The 22193-nt window shown below is 72.3% G+C and carries 18 protein-coding genes; 4 read left to right on the top strand and 14 right to left on the bottom strand.

From position 1 onward, the window contains the following. Positions 1 to 10: 10 nt before the first annotated feature. From ACIRNI_RS11050 to rsmH, 14 genes are all read right to left on the bottom strand, one after another. A complete protein-coding gene (locus ACIRNI_RS11050; protein ID WP_356643419.1) occupies positions 11 to 628 on the bottom strand; it encodes a cell division protein SepF in 618 nt (205 codons plus the stop codon). A gap of 123 nt (positions 629 to 751) precedes the next feature. Beyond that, positions 752 to 1471, bottom strand: a complete 720-nt coding sequence (locus ACIRNI_RS11045) for a YggS family pyridoxal phosphate-dependent enzyme (RefSeq protein WP_403550847.1) — start codon at positions 1469 to 1471, stop codon at positions 752 to 754. Between the two features lie 24 nt (positions 1472 to 1495). Beyond that, the gene (pgeF, locus tag ACIRNI_RS11040) at positions 1496 to 2224 is read right to left on the bottom strand and encodes a peptidoglycan editing factor PgeF (RefSeq protein ID WP_403550349.1); all 729 of its coding nucleotides are present in this window, start codon (positions 2222 to 2224) and stop codon (positions 1496 to 1498) included. Between the two features lie 9 nt (positions 2225 to 2233). Then, positions 2234 to 3454, bottom strand: a complete 1221-nt coding sequence (ftsZ, locus tag ACIRNI_RS11035; RefSeq protein ID WP_355358459.1) for a cell division protein FtsZ — start codon at positions 3452 to 3454, stop codon at positions 2234 to 2236. Positions 3455 to 3732: 278 nt separating this feature from the next. Further along, positions 3733 to 4536, bottom strand: coding sequence for a cell division protein FtsQ/DivIB (locus ACIRNI_RS11030; RefSeq protein ID WP_403550346.1), 804 nt, complete (start codon positions 4534 to 4536; stop codon positions 3733 to 3735). Positions 4537 to 4558: 22 nt separating this feature from the next. Further along, a complete protein-coding gene (gene murG / locus ACIRNI_RS11025) occupies positions 4559 to 5653 on the bottom strand; it encodes an undecaprenyldiphospho-muramoylpentapeptide beta-N-acetylglucosaminyltransferase (protein WP_403550344.1) in 1095 nt (364 codons plus the stop codon). A gap of 6 nt (positions 5654 to 5659) precedes the next feature. Then, positions 5660 to 7093 carry a putative lipid II flippase FtsW gene (gene ftsW, locus ACIRNI_RS11020; protein WP_403550342.1) on the bottom strand — a complete coding sequence of 478 codons (1434 nt, stop codon included), beginning with the start codon at positions 7091 to 7093 and terminating at the stop codon, positions 5660 to 5662. Between the two features lie 59 nt (positions 7094 to 7152). Beyond that, complete coding sequence (murD, locus tag ACIRNI_RS11015; protein ID WP_403550340.1) at positions 7153 to 8583, bottom strand: UDP-N-acetylmuramoyl-L-alanine--D-glutamate ligase; 1431 nt, start codon at positions 8581 to 8583, stop codon at positions 7153 to 7155. Next, positions 8565 to 9635, bottom strand: a complete 1071-nt coding sequence (gene mraY, locus ACIRNI_RS11010; RefSeq protein ID WP_403550338.1) for a phospho-N-acetylmuramoyl-pentapeptide-transferase — start codon at positions 9633 to 9635, stop codon at positions 8565 to 8567. The genes murD and mraY overlap by 19 nt, the downstream gene beginning before the upstream one ends. Continuing rightward, on the bottom strand, positions 9632 to 11062 hold the full coding sequence (gene murF / locus ACIRNI_RS11005) for a UDP-N-acetylmuramoyl-tripeptide--D-alanyl-D-alanine ligase (RefSeq protein WP_403550336.1): 1431 nt from the start codon (positions 11060 to 11062) through the stop codon (positions 9632 to 9634). Before murF ends, mraY begins: the two co-directional genes overlap by 4 nt. Before the next feature lie 4 nt (positions 11063 to 11066). Next, the gene (locus ACIRNI_RS11000) at positions 11067 to 12734 is read right to left on the bottom strand and encodes a UDP-N-acetylmuramoyl-L-alanyl-D-glutamate--2,6-diaminopimelate ligase (RefSeq protein ID WP_403550334.1); all 1668 of its coding nucleotides are present in this window, start codon (positions 12732 to 12734) and stop codon (positions 11067 to 11069) included. A gap of 17 nt (positions 12735 to 12751) precedes the next feature. Further along, entirely contained in the window at positions 12752 to 14548 is a 1797-nt protein-coding gene (locus tag ACIRNI_RS10995) for a peptidoglycan D,D-transpeptidase FtsI family protein (protein WP_403550332.1), read from the bottom strand. Between the two features lie 156 nt (positions 14549 to 14704). Then, positions 14705 to 15112: a septum formation initiator family protein gene (locus tag ACIRNI_RS10990; RefSeq protein ID WP_355358484.1), complete on the bottom strand. Its 408-nt coding sequence runs from the start codon at positions 15110 to 15112 to the stop codon at positions 14705 to 14707. Further along, a complete protein-coding gene (rsmH, locus tag ACIRNI_RS10985; protein WP_403550330.1) occupies positions 15109 to 16071 on the bottom strand; it encodes a 16S rRNA (cytosine(1402)-N(4))-methyltransferase RsmH in 963 nt (320 codons plus the stop codon). The genes ACIRNI_RS10990 and rsmH overlap by 4 nt, the downstream gene beginning before the upstream one ends. A gap of 310 nt (positions 16072 to 16381) precedes the next feature. Between rsmH and ACIRNI_RS10980 the strand changes: the two genes are divergently transcribed. From ACIRNI_RS10980 to ACIRNI_RS10965, 4 genes are all read left to right on the top strand, one after another. Continuing rightward, positions 16382 to 16987, top strand: a complete 606-nt coding sequence (locus ACIRNI_RS10980) for a beta-class carbonic anhydrase (RefSeq protein WP_403550328.1) — start codon at positions 16382 to 16384, stop codon at positions 16985 to 16987. 269 nt (positions 16988 to 17256) lie between these two features. Further along, positions 17257 to 18351 carry an AAA family ATPase gene (locus ACIRNI_RS10975; RefSeq protein WP_403550326.1) on the top strand — a complete coding sequence of 365 codons (1095 nt, stop codon included), beginning with the start codon at positions 17257 to 17259 and terminating at the stop codon, positions 18349 to 18351. Further along, the gene (locus ACIRNI_RS10970; RefSeq protein ID WP_403550324.1) at positions 18351 to 19745 is read left to right on the top strand and encodes a DUF58 domain-containing protein; all 1395 of its coding nucleotides are present in this window, start codon (positions 18351 to 18353) and stop codon (positions 19743 to 19745) included. Before ACIRNI_RS10975 ends, ACIRNI_RS10970 begins: the two co-directional genes overlap by 1 nt. Continuing rightward, complete coding sequence (locus ACIRNI_RS10965) at positions 19742 to 22174, top strand: DUF3488 and DUF4129 domain-containing transglutaminase family protein (protein ID WP_403550322.1); 2433 nt, start codon at positions 19742 to 19744, stop codon at positions 22172 to 22174. The genes ACIRNI_RS10970 and ACIRNI_RS10965 overlap by 4 nt, the downstream gene beginning before the upstream one ends. Positions 22175 to 22193: the final 19 nt, after the last annotated feature.

Raw genomic sequence — 22193 nt, 5'->3', positions numbered from 1 at the left:
TGTCGTGCTCTCAGCTCTGGTTGAAGAATCCGCCCTCTGCGATGCGGGCCTTGTCCTCCGCCGTGACATCGACGTTAGCAGGCGACAACAGGAACACCTTCTGCGTCACTCGCTCAATGCTGCCATGCAGGCCGAAGACGAGACCGGCGGCAAAGTCGACAAGTCGCTTCGCATCCGTGTCATCCATCTCGGTGAGGTTCATGATCACAGGCGTGCCCTCGCGGAAGTGTTCCCCGATGGTACGGGCCTCGTTGTAGGTCCGCGGGTGCAGCGTGGTGATGCGGTACGGCTCCCGCTCGGACACGACCTTGGGCATGATCACCGGTGCGTTCTTCTCCAGGCTCGGACGTTCAGGTGTGATGGATGCCACGGGGGCGATTCGGGCGGGTCGTCCACTTTCTACCGGAAGCGGAACCGGTTCCCTCTGCACGGGTGCTTGCGGAACGACGCGTACCGGTTCTTCCCGCTCCACCTGGAGCGGGGGCTGCGAGTGGCGCCGCCGGTCCCGCTCGGGCTCCGGCTCCAGCTCGGGTTCGAAGTCGTCATCGGGGTCGAAACCCCGGCCGTCGTACCCATCGTCCTCCACGAGGCCGAGGTAGACCGCCATCTTGCGCATCGCGCCGGCCATGCTCTGAGTCCTCCGCTCTGTGGTGGATCGGCAACGTCAGCTCGTGCCCGCGATCCACTGGGCCTGTCCGCTGTTCGGCGGAAATGACCATATTTTCTGCTGTGGTCCGACTTCTTCGCGACGTTACCCGAGCCGGGGTCGGTCTCCGAGTACCGCCGTCCCGATGCGCACATGTGTCGCTCCGGCCGCCACGGCGTGCTCGAGGTCCGCACTCATCCCTGCTGACACCATGTTCGCAGTCGGATGGGCGGCGCGCAGGCGGGATGAGAATTCCATCAGCCGATCGAATGCGGCGCGTTCGCGCCCGGCGTACGGGCCGGCCAGCGGCGCCACCGTCATGAGCCCGTCGAGCCGCAGCCCCGGCGCCGCCGCCACCGCGTCGGCCAACTCCCCGATGCCGTCCGGCGCCACGCCGCCCCGGTCCCCCCGCTCGCCCGCCTCGGCGTCGAGCGCGACCTGCACGAGGCACCCCAGTTCGCGCCCGGCGCGCTCCGCCGCACTCGAAAGTGCGCCGACGAGCTTCAGCCGGTCCACGGACTGCACCACATGGGCATAACTCGCCACGGAACGGACTTTGTTGGTCTGGAGCTGACCGACGAAGTGCCAGGTCAGATCGAGATCCGCACAGGCGGCGGCCTTCGGCGCGGCGTCCTGGTCGCGGTTCTCCGCGACGTGCCGCACGCCGAGCTCGTGCAGCAGCCGCACGTCACTCGCCGGGTAGGTCTTGGTGACGACGATGAGGGTCACGTCGTCCCGCTCGCGGCCGGCAGCCGCGCAGGCGGCGGAGATACGTTCCTCCACCCGTGCCAGGTTCTCGGCGAGCTGCGTCTTTCGGTCCGTCAGGTCCGTCATGTCCGTCATCAGGTATCAGTCCAGCCAGACATATCCGGCGAGCCGCCCGGTGGTGCGGTCGCGGCGGTACGAGTAGTGGTCGCGCGATTCGAGGGTGCAGACGTCCGACGCGCGCCGGTCGCGCACCCCCAGCGCGTCGAGCTGCGCGTGCACCCCGGCGCTCACGTCGACGGCCGGAGTGCCCCAACTCGTCTCCGAGTGCGCCTCGGGCACGACGGCGGCGACCTCGTCGCGCATGTCCGCCGGGACCTCGTAGCACCGCCCGCAGACGGCCGGTCCGGTACGGGCGGTGATACGGGACGGGTCGGCGCCGAGCGCGGTCATGGCCTCCACGGCGGCCGGCACGACCCCCGCGACCAGCCCGGGCCGTCCGGCGTGGGCCGCGCCCACCACACCCGCGACCGGGTCGGCGAGCAGGACGGGGGTGCAGTCCGCGGTGAGCACGGCGAGCGCGAGCCCGCGCCGCGCCGTGACGACGCCGTCGACCGCGGGGACGTCCCCGCCGGTCCACGGCCCGTCGACCACGGCGATGTCACGGCCGTGCACCTGGTTCATCCAGACGACCCGCTCGGGGTCGAGCCCGAGCGCCTCGGCGGCGAGCCGCCGGTTGCTCCGGACGGCCGCGGGGTCGTCGCCCACCGCGCCACCGAGGTTGAGCTCCTCGTACGGAACGGCGCTCACCCCGCCCCACCTGTCGGTGAAGGCGAAATGCGCGCCGTTCACGATGTCGTGCTGTCCTATCACGTCACCGGGTCACTTCAGGAAGTCCGGGACGTCCAGCTCTTCGGCCGAGGTGTCCGGGTACGGGCGGGCCGGCGGCACGGACGTCGGGCCGGTCGGCGACAGCGGCGGCTCGCTCGCGACGGGCGCCGGGTCCACCGGCGGGGCCGACGGCTCCTCGCGCATCGGCACGCTGCCGAGCCCGCCGATGGACCGGGCGGACTCGTTCGCCCGCGGCGGCGGCGCCGGCTCCTCGCGCTTGGCGGTGGACGAGGCACCGAGGATGTTGTCGCGCCGCGCCGGGGGCTGGCCCCCGTCGAAGCCCGCGGCGATGACGGTGACGCGCACCTCGTCGCCCAGGGCGTCGTCGATGACCGCGCCGAAGATGATGTTGGCCTCGGGGTGGGCGGCCTCGCTGACCAGCTGGGCCGCTTCGTTGATCTCGAAGAGGCCGAGGTCGGACCCGCCGGAGATGGAGAGCAGCACACCGCGGGCGCCGTCGATGGACGCCTCCAGCAGCGGCGAGGAGATCGCCATCTCGGCGGCGGCCACCGCGCGGTCGTCGCCGCGCGCCGAGCCGATGCCCATGAGCGCCGAACCCGCCTCGGACATGACCGACTTGACGTCGGCGAAGTCGAGGTTGATGAGGCCCGGGGTGGTGATGAGGTCGGTGATGCCCTGAACACCGGAGAGCAGCACCTGGTCGGCGGACTTGAACGCGTCCAGCACGCTGACCTGGCGGTCCGAGATGGACAGCAGCCGGTCGTTCGGGATGACGATGAGGGTGTCGACCTCTTCGCGGAGCGCGGCGATGCCGTCCTCCGCCTGGTTGGCGCGGCGCCGGCCCTCGAAGGTGAACGGCCGGGTCACCACACCGATCGTCAGGGCGCCCAGGGAGCGCGCGATGTTGGCGACGACGGGTGCGCCGCCCGTGCCGGTGCCGCCGCCTTCGCCGGCGGTGACGAAGACCATGTCGGCCCCCTTGAGGACCTCCTCGATCTCCTCGCGGTGGTCCTCTGCCGCCTTGCGGCCGACGTCAGGGTTGGCTCCGGCCCCGAGGCCGCGGGTGAGTTCGCGGCCGACGTCGAGCTTGACGTCGGCGTCGCTCATCAACAGTGCTTGCGCGTCCGTGTTGATGGCGATGAACTCGACGCCTTTGAGACCGACCTCGATCATTCGGTTGATGGCATTGACACCACCGCCGCCGACACCGATGACCTTGATGACTGCGAGGTAGTTCTGCGGTGCTGCCACGTCGAAGGCCTCTCGCCTCGAGTTACGTGTCGCCACTTCGCGGTGGTCTCGCGACGCGGCGACGGATGCCGATGGGACGGTCCGAAACGCCGACCCAAACCCTAACGTTGAAGTTTAGGGTTACCAGTGTCTCTGTTCGCTGGACTCTTCCGGACAGGACACTAAGTCGACAAGTGGCGCACGTTCAACGAACACGCCGAACCTCCCGTTTTTCTTTTCACCCTATGTGATCACCCATAGCGCTGACCAACCAGGGTGCTGGCCAGCGCATATGTGCGTCAACTCCGCGCTGCCGCAGGGGCTGTCGGAGCACTGACGTCGAAGTGCCCCGCTTTGGGCGCCGCCTTCATCAGTGCGAGCAGCGCACGCGCTTTCGCCTCGCCGTTCTCGCCGCTCCCCCACACCACCGTCCGGCCCCTCGTCAGCTCCAGGGTGATGGAGTCGTACGAGCGGACGCCGACGATCCGGACCTCCCGGGCCACCCGCTCCGGAAGGTCCCCGGCCACGCCGACCGCCTCCCTGGTCAGCCGCTCGGCGTCGAAGCGGCGCAGGCTCGGCGACTGATCCACCGTCATCCGGAGCAGGGGCACGCCCTTCGGGGCCCGCTCCACGGTGGCGAAGCGCACGCCCTCGGCGTCCACCTCGACGAACTTCACGCCCGACTCCAGCAGGAGCACGGGCGTGCGTTCGGTCACCTCCAGGGCGATCCCGTCCGGCCACGACCGGGAGACGTCCACCGAGTGGATCCGCGGCAGCTTCCCCCGCAGCCGCTGCTCGATCGCCTCCGTGTCGACCGAGGCGAGGGCGGACCCGAGCGGTACGGCCGCGGCCGTACGGACCTGGTCCGGCGTCAGCACCCGCGTACCGGAGACCGTGACGTCGCGGACCCGCAGCCACTTGGAGCCGTACAGCACCCACACGCCGCCCGCGACGAGCGCGAGGGCGGTGATGATCACCAGGAGGGTGCGGGGCGAGGGCAGCCGCGTACGGCCGCTCCCGGGCCCCGGGCGGGGGGACCGGGCCGACGAGGCGCCCCGGGGCCCCCGGGCTCCGCGCTGGGCTGTCGTCGTCGGTCCGGCCATGCTCCCTGCCTTCCGCGCGCCGCTACGCCTTCCGGTGTGCGGCGATCGCCTCGTAGACCATGCCGACCAGCAGCTGGTCGGCGTCCCGGCGGCCGAACTCGCCGGCGGCGCGGGACATCTCGTACAGCCGGTGCGGGTCGGAGAGCACCGGCAGGACGTTGCCCTGGACCCACTCGGGTGTCAGCTCGGCGTCGTCGACCAGCAGGCCGCCGCCCGCCTTGACCACCGGCTGGGCGTTGAGCCGCTGTTCGCCGTTGCCGATCGGCAGCGGTACGTACGCGGCGGGGAGGCCGACGGCGGACAGCTCGGCGACCGTCATCGCGCCCGCGCGGCAGAGCATCATGTCGGCCGCGGCGTACGCGAGGTCCATCCGGTCCACGTACGGTACCGGGACGTACGGCGGCATCCCGGGCATGTTGTCGACGTGCGGCACTTCGTTCTTCGGGCCCACCGCGTGCAGGATCTGGATGCCGGAGCGCTGGAGCACCGGGGCGACCTGCTGGACGACCTCGTTGAGGCGGCGGGCGCCCTGCGAGCCGCCGGAGACCAGCAGCGTCGGCAGGTTCGGGTCCAGGCCGAAGGCGGCACGGGCCTCCGGGCGGACCCGGGCGCGGTCCAGCGTGGCGATGGTGTGCCGCAGCGGGATGCCGATGTACCGGGCGTTGCGCAGCTTGCTGTCGGGGGTGGCGACGCCGACCCCGGCCGCGTACCGCGAGCCGATCTTGTTGGCGAGGCCGGGCCGCGCGTTGGCCTCGTGGACGACGATCGGCACGCCGAGCCGCTTGGCCGCCAGGTAGCCGGGCAGGGCCACGTAGCCGCCGAAGCCGACGACGCAGTCGGCCTTGGTCCGCTCCAGGATCTGCTCGGCGGCCTTGATCGTGCCGCGCAGCCGCCCGGGGACGGTGATCAGCTCCGGCGTGGGCTTGCGCGGCAGCGGTACGGCGGGGATGAGCGCCAGCTCGTAGCCCCGCTCCGGGACGAGCCGGGTCTCCAGGCCCCGCTCCGTTCCCAGGGCCGTGATCCCCACGGTCGGGTCCTGCCTGCGCAGGGCGTCCGCGAGGGCGAGCGCGGGCTCGATGTGGCCGGCGGTCCCCCCACCGGCGAGTACGACATGCACCGAAATTCACCGCTCTCCGGACGGACGCTTCTTGACGCGCCGTCGCATCGACTTCCAACTCACCCCGGCCCCTTTGCCCCACACGGGCTGGCGCATGGCCAGGGCCGCTTTCGCCGCGGGCTCCTGGCGCGCGAAGGCGATCAGCAGTCCGACGGCGAACATGGTCGGCAGCAGGGCGGAGCCCCCGTAGGAGAACAGCGGGAGGGGGACACCGGCGATCGGCAGCAGGCCGAGCACCGCACCGATGTTGACCACGGCCTGGGCCGTGATCCAGGTGGTCACGCCTCCCGCGGCATACCTCACGAAGGGGTCCTCCGTGCGTCCGGCCACGCGGATACCCGCATAGCCTAGAGCCGCGAACAGGGCGAGCACCGACAGCGTCCCCGCCAGCCCCAGTTCCTCCCCAGTGATGGCGAAGATGAAGTCGGTGTGTGGTTCGGGGAGTTGGCCCCATTTTTCCACACTGGCACCGAGCCCGGAACCGAACCAGCCGCCCGACGCCAGAGCATAGATGCCGTGCACGGCCTGCCAGCACGCGTCGCCGGGGCCGGGGTCGGTGGCGCCGATGCAGGCGAGGCGCGCCATGCGGTTGCTGTTGGTCCTGATGAGCATCACGCCGATCGCGGCGGCCACGGTCAGCACGCCGACGAACATCCGGGTGGGGGCGCCGGCCAGCCACAGCAGGCCGAAGAGGATGGCGGTGAGGATGATCGCCGTGCCCATGTCCCCGCCGAGCATGATCAGGCCGAGCAGCAGGAAGGCGACCGGGACCAGCGGCACCAGCATGTGCTTCCACTGGGTCAGCAGCCGCCTGTCCTGCTTGCGGGCGAGCAGATCCGCTCCCCACAGGATCAGCGCCAGCTTGCCGAACTCGCTGGGCTGGAGCTGGAAGGGGCCGCCCAGATAGATCCAGTTCTGGTTGCCGTTGACCGCGTGCCCTATCCCGGGGATCTGGACGAGCACCATCAGGAAGACCGTCCCGACGAGCAGCGGGTAGGCCAGCGCCCGGTGCAGATTGGCGGGCACGCGGGAGGCGAACAGCAGCAGCCCGGTGCCGATCGCCGCCGCCAGGAACTGCTTGCGGAAGAAGTACGTGTCGGACAGCGACAGCTCCAGCGCCTTGATCTGCGACGCGGAGTAGACCATCACGAGCCCGAGGACGGTGATCAGCAGGCTGGCGCCGAGGATCACGTAGTACGCGGTCAGGGGCCGGTCCCAGGCCCGCCGCGCCCGCTCGTAGAGCGCCCGCACCCCGCTGCCGCGCGGCGGGCGGGGAGCGGGGACGCGGCGGAGCCGGCCCCCTTTGCGGACGGTGGGGGGCCGGCGCAGTCCCGCGGTCCGGGCGCGCAGGGCGAGCCCCGGGAGTCCCGCGAGCCCCGCACGGCCCGGCGCGTGCGGCAGGTGGTGCGGTGCGTACGCGGCGGTGTGCTGGGCCCGCATGGTCGCCGTCCCCTCCAGTCGCTCCAGTCGTGCCCGGCAGCGCCGGACCCGCTCGCTGGTCAGGCGCGCCCGGCGGCGAGGGCCCGGACCGCGTCCGCGAACGCCTCGCCCCGCTTGTTGTAGTTGACGAACATGTCCATGGAGGCGCAGGCGGGGGCCAGCAGAACCGTATCCCCGGGCTCGGCCAGCCGGGCCGCTTCCTCCACCGCCGCGGACATCGCCCCAGTGTCGGTCCGGTCGAGCTCGACGACCGGTACCTCGGGGGCGTGTCGCGCCAGGGCTTCGCGGATCAGGGCGCGGTCGGCGCCGATGAGGACCACGCCCCGCAGCCGCTTCGCCGACTTCTCGACCAGTTCGTCGAAGGTGGCGCCCTTGGCGAGGCCGCCGGCGATCCAGACGATGGGGTCGTACGCGGCCAGCGACGCCTCGGCGGCGTGCGTGTTGGTGGCCTTGGAGTCGTCGACGTACGCCACGCCCCCGACCTCCTCGACCAGCTCGATGCGGTGCGGGTCGGGGCGGAAGGCGCGCAGCCCGTCGCGTACGGCCTTCGGCTCGACACCGAAGGCGCGGGCGAGGGCGGCGGCGGCAAGGGCGTTGGCGATGTTGTGCGGCGCCGGGGGGTTGACGTCGGAGATCTGGGCGAGCTCCTGGGCCTGCTTCTGCCGGTTCTCGACGAAGGCGCGGTCCACCAGGAGGTCGTCGACGACGCCGAGCTGGGAGGGGCCGGGCGTGGCGAGGGTGAAGCCGATCGCGCGGCAGCCCTCCTCGACGTCCGCCTCGCGGACCAGGTGCTCCGTGACGGGGTCCTGGACGTTGTAGACGCAGGCGACCTGGTTGCCCTCGTAGACGCGGCCCTTGTCGGCGGCGTACGCCTCCATGGAGCCGTGCCAGTCGAGGTGGTCCGGCGCCAGGTTGAGCACGACGGCGGAGTGGGCGCGCACGGAGGGCGCCCAGTGGAGCTGGTAGCTGGACAGCTCGACGGCGAGGACGTCGTACTCCTCCTCGCCGAGGACGGCGTCGAGGAGCGAGACGCCGATGTTGCCGACGGCGGCGGTCCGCAGGCCGGCCGCCTCCAGGATGGAGGCGAGCATCCGCACGGTCGTGGTCTTGCCGTTGGTGCCGGTCACCGCGAGCCAGGGCGCGGCGTCCGGGCCGCGCAGGCGCCACGCCAGCTCGACGTCGCCCCAGACCGGGACGCCCGCCTCGGCGGCCGCGGCGAACAGCGGCTTGCCGGGCGCCCAGCCCGGCGTGGTGACGACGAGCTCGGTGCCCTCCGGCAGGGTCGCCCCGTCGCCGAGGCGGACGGTGATGCCCTCCGCCTCCAGCTCGGCCGCCTGCGTACGGGAGCGCTCGTCGTCGCCGTCGTTGACGACGGTGACGCGGGCGCCGAGGCCGTGCAGGACGCGGGCGGCGGGGATGCCGCTCACGCCCATGCCGGCGACGGTGACGTTCTTGCCCTGCCAGGTGGTACTCACTTGTCGGCTGCCCATCCCGCGTAGAAGAGCCCCAGACCCACGATGACGCACATGCCCTGGATGATCCAGAACCGGACCACGACCAGGACCTCGGACCACCCCTTGAGTTCGAAGTGGTGCTGGAGGGGTGCCATGCGGAAGACGCGCTTCCCGGTCATCTTGAAGGAGCCGACCTGGATGACCACGGACATCGTGATGAGAACGAAGAGGCCGCCCAGGAGGGCCAGCAGCAGCTCCGTGCGGGAGCAGATGGCCAGGCCCGCCAGCGCGCCGCCGAGGGCGAGCGAGCCGGTGTCGCCCATGAAGATCTTCGCGGGCGAGGTGTTCCACCACAGGAAGCCGAAGCAGGCGCCCATGAGGGCGGAGGCGACGACGGCGAGGTCGAGCGGGTCGCGCACCTCGAAGCAGGCGTTCGGGTTGGTCAGGGTCATGGCGTTGGCGCAGGACTCCTGGAACTGCCAGAGCCCGATGAAGGTGTACGCGCCGAAGACCATCACGGAGGCGCCGGTGGCGAGGCCGTCCAGACCGTCGGTGAGGTTCACGCCGTTCGACATGGCCAGGATCATGAAGAGCGCCCACACCACGAACAGCACCGGGCCGATGGACCAGCCGAAGTCGGTGATGAACGACAGCCTGGTGGAGGCCGGGGTCTGGCCGCGGGCGTCCGCGAACTGCAGGGCCAGCACGGCGAAGGCGATGCCGACGATCAGCTGGCCGGCCATCTTCGCCTTGGCCCGCAGGCCGAGCGAGCGCTGCTTGACGATCTTGATGTAGTCGTCGAGGAAGCCGACCAGGCCCATACCGGCCATCAGGAACAGCACCAGCAGGCCCGAGTACGTCGGGTCCTCGCCGGTGATGACCTTGGCCAGGGCGTACGCGATGAGCGTGGCCAGGATGAAGGAGATGCCGCCCATGGTGGGCGTGCCCTTCTTGCTGCCGTGCGTGCGCGGGCCGTCGTCCCGGATGAACTGCCCGTATCCCTTGCGGGCCAGGAGCTTGATCAGCAGCGGCGTACCGATCAGGGTCAGGAAGAGCCCGATGGCTCCCGCGAAGAGGATCTGCCTCATCGGCCGGCGACCTCGCCCTCGGCAGTGTTCTCGAGCAGTGCCAGGGCGACCCGCTCGAGCCCGACCGACCTGGAAGCCTTCACCAGCACGACGTCACCCGGGCGCAGCTCACTGCGCAACAGGTCGATCGCCGCCTGCGCGTCGGACACGTGCACCGACTCCTCACCCCACGAACCCTCGTTATATGCGCCCAGTTGCAGCCAGGACGCTTCCCTGCCCCCGACCGCGACGAGCTTGCCGACATTGAGCCGGACGGCGAGCCGTCCGACCGCGTCGTGCTCGGCGAGCGACTCGTCGCCGAGCTCGGCCATCTGGCCGAGCACCGCCCACGTGCGGCCCCCCTTGGCCTCTGCGGCCTTGCCCATGGCCGCGAGCGCGCGCAGGGCGGCTCGCATGGACTCGGGGTTCGCGTTGTAGGCGTCGTTGACGATCGTCACACCGTCCGGACGCTCGGTGACCTCCATGCGCCAGCGGGAGAGGGAGCCCGCCTCGGAGAGCGCGGTGGCGATCTCGTCGACGGACATGCCCAGCTCATGGGCGACGGCGGCCGCGGCGAGCGCGTTCGACACGTGGTGCTCACCGTACAGGCGCAAGGTCACGTCGCTGCACCCGGTGGGTGTGTGAAGCTTGAAAGAGGGCTGTCCGTTCTCCATGAGCCGGACATTCTCGGCACGTACGTGGGCGTTCTCGGCCTCGCCGAAGAGCGTCACGCGCGCGCGGGTGCGGCTTTCCATGGCCCGTACGAGCGGGTCGTCGGCGTTGAGCACGGCGACGCCGCCCTCGTCGGCCGGGGGCAGGGCCTCCACGAGCTCGCCCTTGGCCTGCGCGATCTGCTCCCGGCCGCCGAACTCGCCGATGTGGGCGCTGCCCACGTTCAGGACGAGCCCTATGGTCGGCGGGGTCAGTTCGGTCAGGTACCGGATGTGGCCGATTCCGCGCGCTCCCATCTCCAGGACGAGGTGCTCGGTGTCCCGGGTGGCGCGCAGCGCGGTGAGCGGCAGGCCGATCTCGTTGTTGAGGGAGCCCGGCGTCCAGACGGTGGGCCCCTTGCGCTGGAGGACCTGGGCGATGAGGTCCTTGGTGCTGGTCTTGCCGGCCGAGCCGGTCAGCGCGACGACCGGGGTGCCCAGGCGTCGGACGACCGCGCGGGCGAGCGCGCCGAGGGCCGCCTGGACGTCGTCGACGACGATGGCGGGCACCCCGACGGGGCGGGTCGCCAGGACGGCCACCGCGCCCGCCTCGAGGGCCTGGTGCGCGTAGTCGTGGCCGTCGACGCGTTCGCCGACGAAGGCGACGAAGAGGCTGCCGGGTTCGATCTCGCGGGAGTCGCGGACGACGGGTCCGGTGACCTGGATGGCCGGATCCGGTATGTCGTGCGTCTGCCCGCCGACGATTTCGGCGATCTCGGCGAGGGAGAGGGCGATCACTACTTCATCCCTGACTGTTATGGATTGCTTCGCGCAGGACCTGGCGGTCGTCGAAGGGGCGTACCACCCCTGCGACGTCCTGGCCCTGCTCGTGGCCCTTGCCCGCGACCAGCACGGTGTCGCCGGGCTTCGCGCGCGCCACGGCGGCGGCGATCGCGGCCGCCCGGTCCTCGAACACCACGACCTCGCCGCGCTCGTGGATCGGCACCTCGGCGGCGCCGGCGAGCATCGCGGCGAGGATCGCGAGCGGGTCCTCGGAGCGGGGGTTGTCGGAGGTCAGTACGGCGGTGTCGGCGAGGCGCGCCGCGGCGGCTCCCATCGGACCGCGTTTGGTGGTGTCCCGGTCGCCGCCGCAGCCGAGCACGATGTGCAGCTTGCCCTCGGTGACCTTGCGCAGGGCGCGCAGGACCGATTCGACGGCGTCCGTCTTGTGGGCGTAGTCGACGACCGCGAGGTACGGCTGGCCGGCGTCGACGCGCTCCAGGCGCCCGGGGACGCCGGGGACGGCGGCGACGCCGTCGGCGGCGGTCTGCGGGTCGACCCCGGCGACGGCCAGGGTGGCGACGGCGGCGAGGGTGTTGGCGACGTTGAACGGGCCGGGCAGCGGGGCCTTGGCGGCCACGCGCTCGCCGTTCGGGCCGAGGATCGTGAACGTGCTGCCCAGGGGGCCGATTTCGACGCCCTCGGCGCGCCAGTCGGCGTCCGGGTGGCCCTCGGCGGAGAAGGTGACGACGGGGACGGAGGCCTCCTTGGTCAGCCTCCTGCCGTACTCGTCGTCGAGGTTGACCACTCCCAGCCGGCTGCGGCGCGGTGTGAAGAGCTGCGCCTTGGCCTGGAAGTAGTCCTCCATGTCGGAGTGGAACTCCATGTGCTCCGGGCTGAGGTTGTTGAAGACGGCGACGTCGAAGACGCAGCCGTCGACCCGGCCGAGCACGAGGGCGTGGCTGGAGACCTCCATGGCGACCGACTGGGTGCCGCGTTCGCGCATCACCGCGAACAGCGCTTGGAGGTCGGTGGCTTCCGGGGTGGTGCGCTCGGACTTGAGGCGCTCGTCGCCGATGCGCATCTCGACGGTGCCGATCAGTCCGGTGCGGTGCCCGGCCGCCTTGAGGCCGCCCTCGACGAGGTAGGCGGTGGTGGTCTTGCCGGAGGTGCCCGTGATGCCGATCTGGAGCAGGTCCTCGCCCGGCCGCCCGTAGATCTCGGCGGCGAGCTCGCCCATGCGGCCGCGCGGGTCCTCGGTGACCAGGACCGGCAGGCCGGTGGCGGCGGCGCGGTCGGCGCCCGACGGGTCGGTGAGGACGGCGACGGCGCCGAGGTCGGCGGCCTGGCCCGCGAAGTCGGCGCCGTGGAGGCGGGCGCCCGGCAGCGCGGCGTACACGTCCCCGGGGCGTACGGCCCGTGAGTCGTGGGTGATCCCGGTCACCTCCGCGCTGCCCGGCGTGGGGATGTCCAGCCGAGCGGCGAGCTCGCCCAGGGGTGTGGGGCGGGCCTGGGCCGGGCGGGGCGCTCCCGGGTGTTTCGCGGGGGCGTCCTTCTGGGTGGTTCGGGACTGATCAGCGTGTGGCACGGCGGTGAGCGTACCGGGCGTACCCGTGATCGGGCCAAAAGAGGCCGCCGCGGCGCCGGGGCTGCCGAAACGGTTCCCGGGATCGGGGGTGGTGGATGTCACTGGGTGCTCCCGTCGGCTCACTCGCCGGGTTTGAAGGTGACCGGGAGGCGGGGGGCCGCCTGGCCGGTCGGGGGGACTTGCAGGGTCTTGAGGGCGAATTCCATGACCTTCTTGTAGATCGGGCCGCAGATCTGGCCGCCGAAGTAGCTGCCCCTGGTGGGGTTCTGGATGGCGCAGTAGACCGTGACGCGTGGTTTGTCGGCGGGCGCGAAGCCGGCGAAGGAAGCGGTGTAGCCCTTGTACCGGCCGAGTTGGGGGTCGACTCGGTTGGCGGTGCCGGTCTTGCCGGCGACGCGGTAGCCGGGGATGGCCGCCTTGGTGCCGGTGCCCTCCTCGTCGCCGACGACCGACTCCAGCATCGCGGCCAGCGTCCTGGCGGTCTTCTCGCTGACGACCCGGGTCTCCTCGGGGGCGGGCGCCGGGGTGAACCGGCCGTCCGGTCCCTTGGTGCCGCGCACCAGGGTGGGCTGGACGCGTACGCCGCCGTTGGCGATGGTCGAGTAGACGGAGGCCGCCTGCATGGCGTTGATGGACAGGCCCTGCCCGAAGGGGATCGTGTACTGCTGCGAGGTCGACCAGTCCTCCGGCTTGGCGAGGATGCCGGCGGTCTCGCCGGGGTAACCGAGGCCGGTGGGGCGGCCGATGCCGAACTTGCGCAGGTACGAGTGGAGGACGCGGTTCGCCTCGGCCTGTGTGTCGCCGAGCTGGCCGGTGGCGAGGATGGTGCCGATGTTGCTGGACTTGGCGAGGACGCCGTTGAGCGTCAGGTACCAGGTCGGATGGTCGATGTCGTCCTTGAAGAGCCGGTCGCCGCGGTGCAGCCGGTTGGGCACCACGACATGGGTGGAGGGCGTGGCGGCGCCCTCCTCCAGGACGGCGGCCATCGACATGACCTTGCTGGTGGAGCCGGGTTCGTACGCGTCCTGGAGGGCGGCGTTGCCCATGGCGGCGGCGTCGGCCTGGGAGAGGTCGTTGGGGTCGAAGCCGGGCGCGTTGGCCATGGCGAGGACCTCGCCGGTGCGGACGTCCTGCACGATCACGTAGCCGCGGTCCGCGCGGGAGGCCTCCACCTGCTCGGTGATGGCCTGCTGGGCGGCCCACTGGATGTCGCGGTCGATGGTCAGCTCGATGTCGGAGCCGGGGACGGCCGGGGTCTCGCGTGCGCCGGCGGTGGGCACCCGGCGGCCGCCGGACTGGGCGTAGGTGATCTCGCCGTCCTTGCCGGCCAGCTCCTTCTCGAGCATGGACTCCAGGCCTCCGCCGCCGCGGCCGTCGGACCTGACGTAGCCCAGTATCCCGGCGGCGAGGGCGCCGTTGGGGTACACGCGGGTGGAGCTGGGTTCGTTGAAGATGCCCGCGAGGACGCTGACGCCGGGGCCGCCCTTGGCCTTCTCGGCGCGGGCCTTCTCGGCGAAGACGTTCTTCAGGTCCTTGATCTGCTTCCACACCTGCGGCGTCTGGCGGCGGGCCAGCAGCGCGTAGCGGGACTTGGGCGTCTTGAGCTTCTTGACCAGCTCGGCGGGGTCCTTGCCGAGGATGGGCGCGAGGAGGGCGGCGGCCTGTTCGGGCGCGTCGGGGGCCTTGCTCTCCTCGGGCGTGAACATCTTGGGGTCGGCGGTGATGTCGTACGCGTCGACACTGGCGGCCAGTGCGACGCCGGAGCGGTCGGTGATCTCACCTCGCTCGGCGGTGAGCTTGTGGCTGAGGTAGCGGTTCTTCTCCGCCTTGGCGGCGTACGCGTCGGCGTCGACCGCCTGGACCTGGAGGAGCCGTACGACGAACGCCAGCATCACCAGCGTCAGTCCGAGGCTCACCAGCCGCAGCCGGGGCCGGGGGTTGGCGAGCCTGACGGTACGCGGCTGCGGCCGGGCGGGCCCCCTCGATGAGGGGCGCGGGCGGCCCTGGCCGGGCCGCGCGGGGGCCGGCACGCGCCGGCGCGGGGGCGTCGGGGGCTGCGTCGGGGGCACTCGTCACCTGCCGGGGGTGTTCGGGTACGCGGACTGCTGCGCGGGCGCGGGCGCCGGGCCGGGCACGCCGCGGACGGTGCCGTCGGGGTCGAGGAAGACGGGGCTGCCGCCGGGCACCATGCCCAGCTCGCGGGCCCTCCGCTCCAGGGCGTCGGGGGCGGACCGGTCGTCCACGTCCCGCTGGAGTTCCTGTTCCTCGTCGGTGAGTTCGGTGGTCTTCTTCTTGAGTTCGCTCAAGCGGAAGGAGCCCTCGTTGAGGGAGGAGTTGAGCAGCAGCAGGGTGATCAGCCCGCCGCCGAGGAGCAGCACGACCAGCAGGACGAAGGGGGTGCGGGCCGCGGTACTGGGCCCGGACGGCATGAGCCGCGCGAGCCGCGCGGCCCGCCCCTTCAGGGGTCCCGCCTTGGTCACGTGTCCTCCCTGATCCGTTCCGCCGCCCTGAACCGGGCCGGGGCGGCGCGGCGGTTCTCGGCGACCTCTTCCTCGGTGGGCAGCTCCGCGCCGCGCGTGAGCAGCTTCAGGCGCGGCTGGTACTGCTCCGGCACGACGGGCAGGCCGGGCGGTGCGGTGGTGGCGGCGCCCGCCGCGAAGACCTGCTTGACCAGCCGGTCCTCCAGCGAGTGGTACGACAGGACGGCGATCCTGCCGCCGACCGCGAGGGCCTTCACGGCCGCGGGGACGGCCCGCTCCAGGACGGACAGTTCGCCGTTGACCTCGATGCGCAGGGCCTGGAAGGTGCGCTTGGCGGGGTTGCCGCCGGTGCGCTTGGCGGCCTGCGGCAGGGCGTCGCGGATCAGCTCCACCAGCCGGGCGCTGTGGGTGAACGGTTCCTTCTCCCGCTCCCGTACGACCGCCGCCACGATGCGCTTGGCCTGCTTCTCCTCGCCGTACTGGCGCAGGATGCGCACCAGTTCGCCGGGCGGGTAGGTGTTGAGGACCTCGGCCGCGCTGATGCCGGTCGTCTGGTCCATGCGCATGTCGAGCGGGGCGTCCTGGGCGTACGCGAAGCCGCGGTCGGCCTCGTCGAGCTGCATGGAGGAGACGCCGAGGTCGAACAGGATGCCCTGGACGCGCGGGACCGAGAGGCGTTCGAGGACCTCGGGCAGCTCGTCGTAGACGGCGTGGACCAGGGTGGCCCGGTCGCCGAACGGCGCGAGCCGCTCGCCGGAGAGCCGCAGCGCCTCGGTGTCCCGGTCCAGGCCGATCAGCCGCGCCTCGGGGAAGCGGGTGAGCAGCGCCTCGCTGTGTCCGCCGAGGCCGAGGGTGCAGTCGACGACGACGGCTCCCGGCTTCCCCAGGGCGGGGGCCAGCATGTCCAGGCACCGCCGGAGCATCACCGGGACGTGTCGGCTCTCGCTGCGCTCGCTCATGCGCCCTCTCAGATCCGGCGCGGCCGTACGCGCTGCCGGGCCGGCGCCGGGTCGGGCGTCGGCCGACCCGGTGAGCGGGAGGAGGCCGAGCCGTACGTACCGCCGCACACGCGGGGGAGAAACTGCGGAATTCTCTGGATTCGCTCAATGTCTCCGTGAACTTCGCGTCACTTTAGTCCACTCCCCCGCCCGGTCAATCAACCGGGCAGCGCGTCGCACGGCCCGTCCACGCAAGGGGGCCATTCACGGACAGCTCACCCGTACGGGCCCAATCCCCTCACTCCTGTGGGGTACCTCACACCAAGGCGCGTTGACGCTCTTTGTCGCATCTCACTACCGGGGTCCGTCCGCTGTGACGGTTAACGTCGGCGACATGTCGACTTCTGCGCATTCCTCGACCCGCGATGTACGCACCGCCGGCACGGTCATCGGCCGTCTCGTCGAGGCGAACGAGCGCTACGCCGCCGACTTCGAAGACCCCGGGATGGACGCGCGGCCCGTGCTCCAGGTCGCCGTCGTCGCCTGCATGGACGCCCGTCTCGACCTGCACGCCGCGCTCGGCCTGGAGCTGGGCGACTGCCACACCATCCGCAACGCGGGCGGCGTGGTCACCGATGACGTGATCCGCTCGCTCACCGTCAGCCAGCGCGCGCTCGGAACCCGCAGCGTGATGCTGGTGCACCACACGGGCTGCGGCCTGGAGACCCTGACCGAGGAGTTCCGGCAGGACCTGGAGAACGAGGTCGGCCAGCGGCCGACGTGGGCCGTCGAGTCGTTCCGCGACGTCGACCAGGACGTGCGGCAGTCGATGCAGCGGGTGCGCACGTCGCCGTTCCTGCTCCACACCGATGACGTACGCGGTTTCGTGTTCGACGTGCACACGGGGCTGCTGCGCGAGATCGACGCCGCTTCCTGAGCCGGCCTGCGGGCGAACCTCTGCGAACCCCAGCGGATCTCTGCGGATCTCTGCGGATCTGCGAATCTCTGCGAATTTTCGCGGCCCGGCACCACTCGAAAACCCCGCAACCTCCGACATAACGACCGTGGTTGTCCACAGGCCGGCGGCGGTCGAGTGACAGCCACGGGCAACGCCAACAACAATGCGGGGGTGACACCTTCGCTGAATGGTTCGGAGACGGTGTCCGTGTTTCAAGGGTGGGCCGGGCCGTCAGCCGCGCACGGCCCATGGAACGGGCCGAGGAGGGCCGGGTGACGACCTATGACGATCGTTATGACGATCGAGCGAGCCTCACAGATCTGACCGCCACAGCGGAGCGTGTCCGCAGGTCGGTCGAGGCTGTGATCGAGGGCAAGCCTGAGGTCGTACGGCTTTCGCTGACCGTGCTGCTCGCCGAGGGGCACCTCCTCATCGAGGACGTGCCCGGCGTCGGCAAGACCATGCTGGCCAAGGCGCTGGCGCGGTCCATCGACTGTTCGGTCCGGCGTATCCAGTTCACGCCCGACCTGCTGCCGTCGGACATCACCGGTGTGTCGATCTACGACCAGCAGCGCCGTGACTTCGAGTTCAAGCCGGGTGCGATCTTCGCGCAGATCGTGATCGGCGACGAGATCAACCGCGCCTCGCCGAAGACCCAGTCCGCGCTGCTGGAGTCGATGGAGGAGCGCCAGGTCACCATCGACGGGCAGACCTACGAACTGCCCAGCCCCTTCATGGTGGTGGCCACGCAGAACCCGGTGGAGATGGAGGGCACCTACCCGCTGCCCGAGGCGCAGCGCGACCGCTTCATGGCCCGCGTCTCGATGGGCTACCCGAGCCCCGAGGCCGAGCTGGCGATGCTCGACGTCCACGGTGCCGTGTCGCCGCTCGACGACCTCCAGCCGGTGGCGCACGCCCACGACATCGTGAAGCTCGTCGACGCGGTCCGGTCGGTCCACGTCGCCGAGGCGATCCGGCGGTACGCCGTGGACCTCGTCTCGGCGACCCGCAATCACCCGGAGCTCCGGCTCGGCGCCTCGCCGCGCGCCACGCTGCACCTGCTGCGCGCGGCCAAGGCGTCGGCCGCGCTCCAGGGCCGGGACTACGCCCTGCCCGACGACGTCCAGGCGCTGGCCGTCGCGGTCCTGGCGCACCGGCTGCTGCCGACCGCGCAGGCGCAGCTGAACCGGCGTACCTCCGAGCAGGTGGTGCTGGAGATACTCCAGCGCATTCCGGTGCCGACGGCCGCCCAGCAGCCCGCCGCCCCGGCTCCGGGGTCGGTTCCGGGTGTCGGCCCGGCTCCGCTCTACGGCCGGCAGCAGCCCGGCGTACGGCGGCTTTGATGGCGGCCTCCGGGCCCGCCGCCGCGGACGGCGCGGGCACGGGCGGCGACGGCAGGGGCGGGGAGAGCAGGGGCGGCGGGGTACGCGCCGCCCTCGGTGGCCTGACCACACGAGGCCGGTCGTTTCTCGCCGCCGGTGTCGCGGCGGTGATCTGCGCCTACGTACTGGGCCAGGGCGACCTGCTGCGGGTCGGGCTGCTGCTCGCCGTGCTGCCGCTGGTGTGCGTGGTCGTGCTCTACCGCACCCGCTACCGGGTGGTGGCCGGACGGCGGCTGAGCCCGCAGCGGATACCTGCCGGGGCGGAAGCACGGGTGCACCTGCGCATGGACAACGTCTCGCGCCTGCCCACCGGGCTGCTGATGCTCCAGGACCACGTGCCGTACGTGCTGGGGCCGCGGCCCCGGTTCGTGCTGGACCGGGTCGAGGCGGGCGGGCGCCGCGAGGTGTCGTACCGGGTCCGGTCCGACCTGCGCGGCCGCTATCCGCTGGGGCCGTTGCAGCTGCGGCTGAACGACCCGTTCGGCATGTGCGAGCTGACCCGTTCGTTCAGCGCCTACGACACGCTCACGGTCGTACCGCGCACGGAGCCGCTGCCGCCGGTGCGGCTCGCGGGTGACGCGCCGGGGTACGGCGACGGGCGGCAGCGCGCGCTGGCGGTGGCCGGCGACGACGACGTGATCCCGCGCGAGTACCGCTACGGCGACGACCTGCGGCGGGTGCACTGGCGCTCCACCGCGCGCTACGGCGAGCTGATGGTGCGACGCGAGGAGCAGCCGCACCGGGCCAGGTGCACGGTGCTGCTGGACACCCGTGCGGTGGCGTACCAGGGCGGCGGGCCCGACTCGGCGTTCGAGTGGGCGGTCGCGGGCGCGGCCTCCGTGCTGGTGCACATGCTGGAGCGGGGCTTCGAGGTGCGGCTGCTGACGGACACCGGGGGCGCGCCGCTGGGCGAGGGCTCGGACGGTTTCGTCGGCGCCACGCAGGACTCGGCGGACGCCGCCGGGCTGCTGATGGACACGCTCGCGGTCGTCGACCACTCCGACGGGCTGGGCCTCTCGCGCGCGTACGACGTGCTGCGCCTCGGGAGCGAAGGGCTGCTGGTCGCCTTCGTCGGCGACCTCGACGAGGAGGAGGCGGCGGTGGCCGCCCGGATGCGGCAGCGCAGCGGCGCGGCGGTGGCCTTCGTCCTCGACAGCGGTGCCTGGCTGTCCGGCGGCGGGGTGCCCGGGCCCGCGGAGGACAGCGTGCGCCGCCTGCGTGAGGCGGGGTGGACCGCGCTGGCCGTGGCGCCGGGCGCGTCGCTCGCCGAGCTGTGGCGGTACGCCGGGCATACGCGGATGGAGTCGGGCGCGCCGGGCGGCGGCACGACAGGGTCTTCGGGGGGTTGGTCATGAGCGGTCGCGCGAAGCTGGCGCTGTGCGCGTACGCCGCCACGCTGATGGCGTCGGGCGCGCTGCTGCCGCTGGTGATCGAGGTCGGCTGGTTCGTGCAGGCGGCGCTGCTGCTGGCGGTGCTGAGCGGGGCGGGCGCGCTGGTGCGGCGGTTCACGCCGGCCAGGCCGCCGGCCCTGGCGGCCCAGGCCGTGCTGGCCGTGGTGGCGCTGACGGTGGTCTTCGCCCGCGAGCAGGCGGTGGCCGGCGTGCTGCCGGGGCCGGAGGCGGTCCAGCGGCTCGCCGCGCTGCTCCAGGCCGGTGCCGAGGACGTCGGGCAGTACGCGATACCCGCGCCCGCGACCGACGGCATCCGGCTGATGCTGATCGGCGGGGTGCTGCTGATCGGGCTGGCGGTGGACGCGCTGGCCGTGACCTTCCGCAGCGCCGCCCCGGCGGGGCTGCCGCTGCTCGCGCTGTACTCGGTGGCCGCCGGGCTGTCCGACGGCGGCTCCACCTGGCCGTGGTTCCTGCTGGCAGCCACCGGCTATCTGGTGCTCCTGCTGGCGGAGGGCCGGGACCGGATCTCCCAGTGGGGCCGGGTCTTCGGCGGCGCGCCGGCGAAGCCGACGGGGCGTGCCGGGTCCGGGTTCCCGGCGTCGGCCGGCGGTACCGCTCCGGTGCGCACGGGACGGCGGATCGGCGTCGTGGCGCTCGGCATCGCGCTGGTGGTGCCGGCCGCGCTGCCGTCGCTGAGCGGCGGGCTGCTGGCCGACGCGGGCACCGGCGGGAGCGGGGGCGGCGGGGGCACCATCTCCGCGGTGAACCCGCTGGTGTCGCTGCAGAACGACCTGAACCAGCCGGAGGACCGGGAGGTGCTGCGCTACCGCACCAACGCCCCGGACTCCTCGGACATGTACCTGCGCATGGTGGCGCTCGACCGGTTCGACGGCACCTCCTGGAAGTCGTCGGAGCGCAAGGTCGGCGACGTACCGGAGCAGTTGCCGCGGCCACAGGGGCTCGGCTATGACGTCGAGTCGTCCTCGGTGACCACCAACGTCTCGGCCGCCGACTCCTACGAGCAGAAGTGGCTGCCGCTGCCCTACCCGGCGACGGTCGTCGGCATCGAGGGCCGCTGGCGGTACGAGCCGGAGGGGCGGATGCTCGTCGGGGACGACGGGCAGACCACGCGCGGCACGCAGTACTCCGTGACGAGCCTCGTCCTGAAGCCGACGCCGAGCCAGCTGGCGAACGCGCCGGCGCCTCCGGAGTCGGTGGCGCGCGAGTACACGAGCGTGCCGGACTCGCTGCCCGAGGACGTGCGGACGACCGCGCTGGAGGTGACCGAGGGCGCGGAGAACGACTACGAGCGGGCCGTGAAGCTCCAGGACTGGTTCGCCGTGGAAGGCGGGTTCACCTACGACACCGAGGTGGAGTCGGGCACGGGCGTCGACGCGGTCTCCCGGTTCCTGAGGGACAAGGAGGGCTTCTGCGTCCACTTCTCCTTCTCGATGGCGGCGATGGCCCGGACGCTGGGGATACCGGCGCGGGTGGCGGTCGGCTTCACGCCGGGGACGCAGCAGGGCGGCGGTGTCATGTCCGTCGGCATACGCGACGCGCACGCCTGGCCGGAGCTGTACTTCGACGGTGTGGGCTGGCTGCGGTTCGAGCCGACGCCGACGCGGGGCACGGCGCCCGAGTACACCCGGCCGCAGACGCCGTCGGGCGCGACGCCCACCCCGGTGCAGCCGGAGGCGAGCGCCTCCGCCGCGCCCTCGCCGACGCCCTCCTCGGACCCGAGCTGCACGCCGCAGATGCAGCGCCTGGACGAGTGCGGCGAGGCGGCGGCGACGGGCGAGCTGCCGCCCGCCGATCCGGGCACGCCGGTCGGGACGGTCCTGCTGGTCGCGCTGGGTGTGGTGGCGGTGGTGCTGATACCGCTGCTGCCGATGCTGTGGCGGATCCGGGTCCGGGCGCGCCGCCTGTCGTCGGGCGGGCGGGCCGGCCGTGCCGCCGAGGACGCGGGGGCCCGGACGCTGGCGGCCTGGCGCGAGGTCGTCGACACGGCCTGGGACCACGGCATCGTCCCGGACGAGTCGCGCACGCCCCGCAGCACGGCCGAGCGCATCGTGCGGCTGGGCCGGCTGGAGGGCGGACCGGCGGAGGCGGTGCACCGGATGGCGAGCGCGGTGGAGCAGGTGCTCTACGCGCCGTGGCCGCGCCCCGCGACCGGGCTCGCCGAGGACGCCGCGCGGGTGCGGACCGGGCTGCGGGCCGCGGTCGGTCCGGTGGCCCGCCTGCGCGCGACGCTGGTGCCGCGCTCGGCCGTCCGGGTGCTGTGGTCGGTCTCGGAGCGCTGGGCGACGGTCGTGGACCGGTGGGCGGCGAGCCGCCGCCGGGTGGCCGACCGGTGGTCGGGCCTGCTGCGCCGGCCGTCCCGGCAGCGCGGCTGAGCCCGACACTCCCTAGGAG

The organism is Streptomyces sp. NPDC093546 (genome assembly GCF_044765045.1).
Taxonomy (GTDB): domain Bacteria; phylum Actinomycetota; class Actinomycetes; order Streptomycetales; family Streptomycetaceae; genus Streptomyces.
This window is presented reverse-complemented; position numbering and strand designations above follow the sequence as displayed.

What these genes read in the sequence shown, in the direction of transcription:
- ACIRNI_RS10965 (WP_403550322.1), top strand. Translation starts at nt 19,742, where the DNA reads ATGAGCGGTCGCGCGAAGCTGGCGCTGTGCGCGTACGCCGCCACGCTG.
- murD (WP_403550340.1), bottom strand. Translation starts at nt 8,583, where the DNA reads ATGGGCAGCCGACAAGTGAGTACCACCTGGCAGGGCAAGAACGTCACC.
- mraY (WP_403550338.1), bottom strand. Translation starts at nt 9,635, where the DNA reads ATGAGGCAGATCCTCTTCGCGGGAGCCATCGGGCTCTTCCTGACCCTG.
- rsmH (WP_403550330.1), bottom strand. Translation starts at nt 16,071, where the DNA reads ATGAGCGAGCGCAGCGAGAGCCGACACGTCCCGGTGATGCTCCGGCGG.
- ACIRNI_RS10970 (WP_403550324.1), top strand. Translation starts at nt 18,351, where the DNA reads ATGGCGGCCTCCGGGCCCGCCGCCGCGGACGGCGCGGGCACGGGCGGC.
- ACIRNI_RS11030 (WP_403550346.1), bottom strand. Translation starts at nt 4,536, where the DNA reads ATGGCCGGACCGACGACGACAGCCCAGCGCGGAGCCCGGGGGCCCCGG.
- ACIRNI_RS10975 (WP_403550326.1), top strand. Translation starts at nt 17,257, where the DNA reads ATGGAACGGGCCGAGGAGGGCCGGGTGACGACCTATGACGATCGTTAT.
- ftsW (WP_403550342.1), bottom strand. Translation starts at nt 7,093, where the DNA reads ATGCGGGCCCAGCACACCGCCGCGTACGCACCGCACCACCTGCCGCAC.
- ACIRNI_RS11050 (WP_356643419.1), bottom strand. Translation starts at nt 628, where the DNA reads ATGGCCGGCGCGATGCGCAAGATGGCGGTCTACCTCGGCCTCGTGGAG.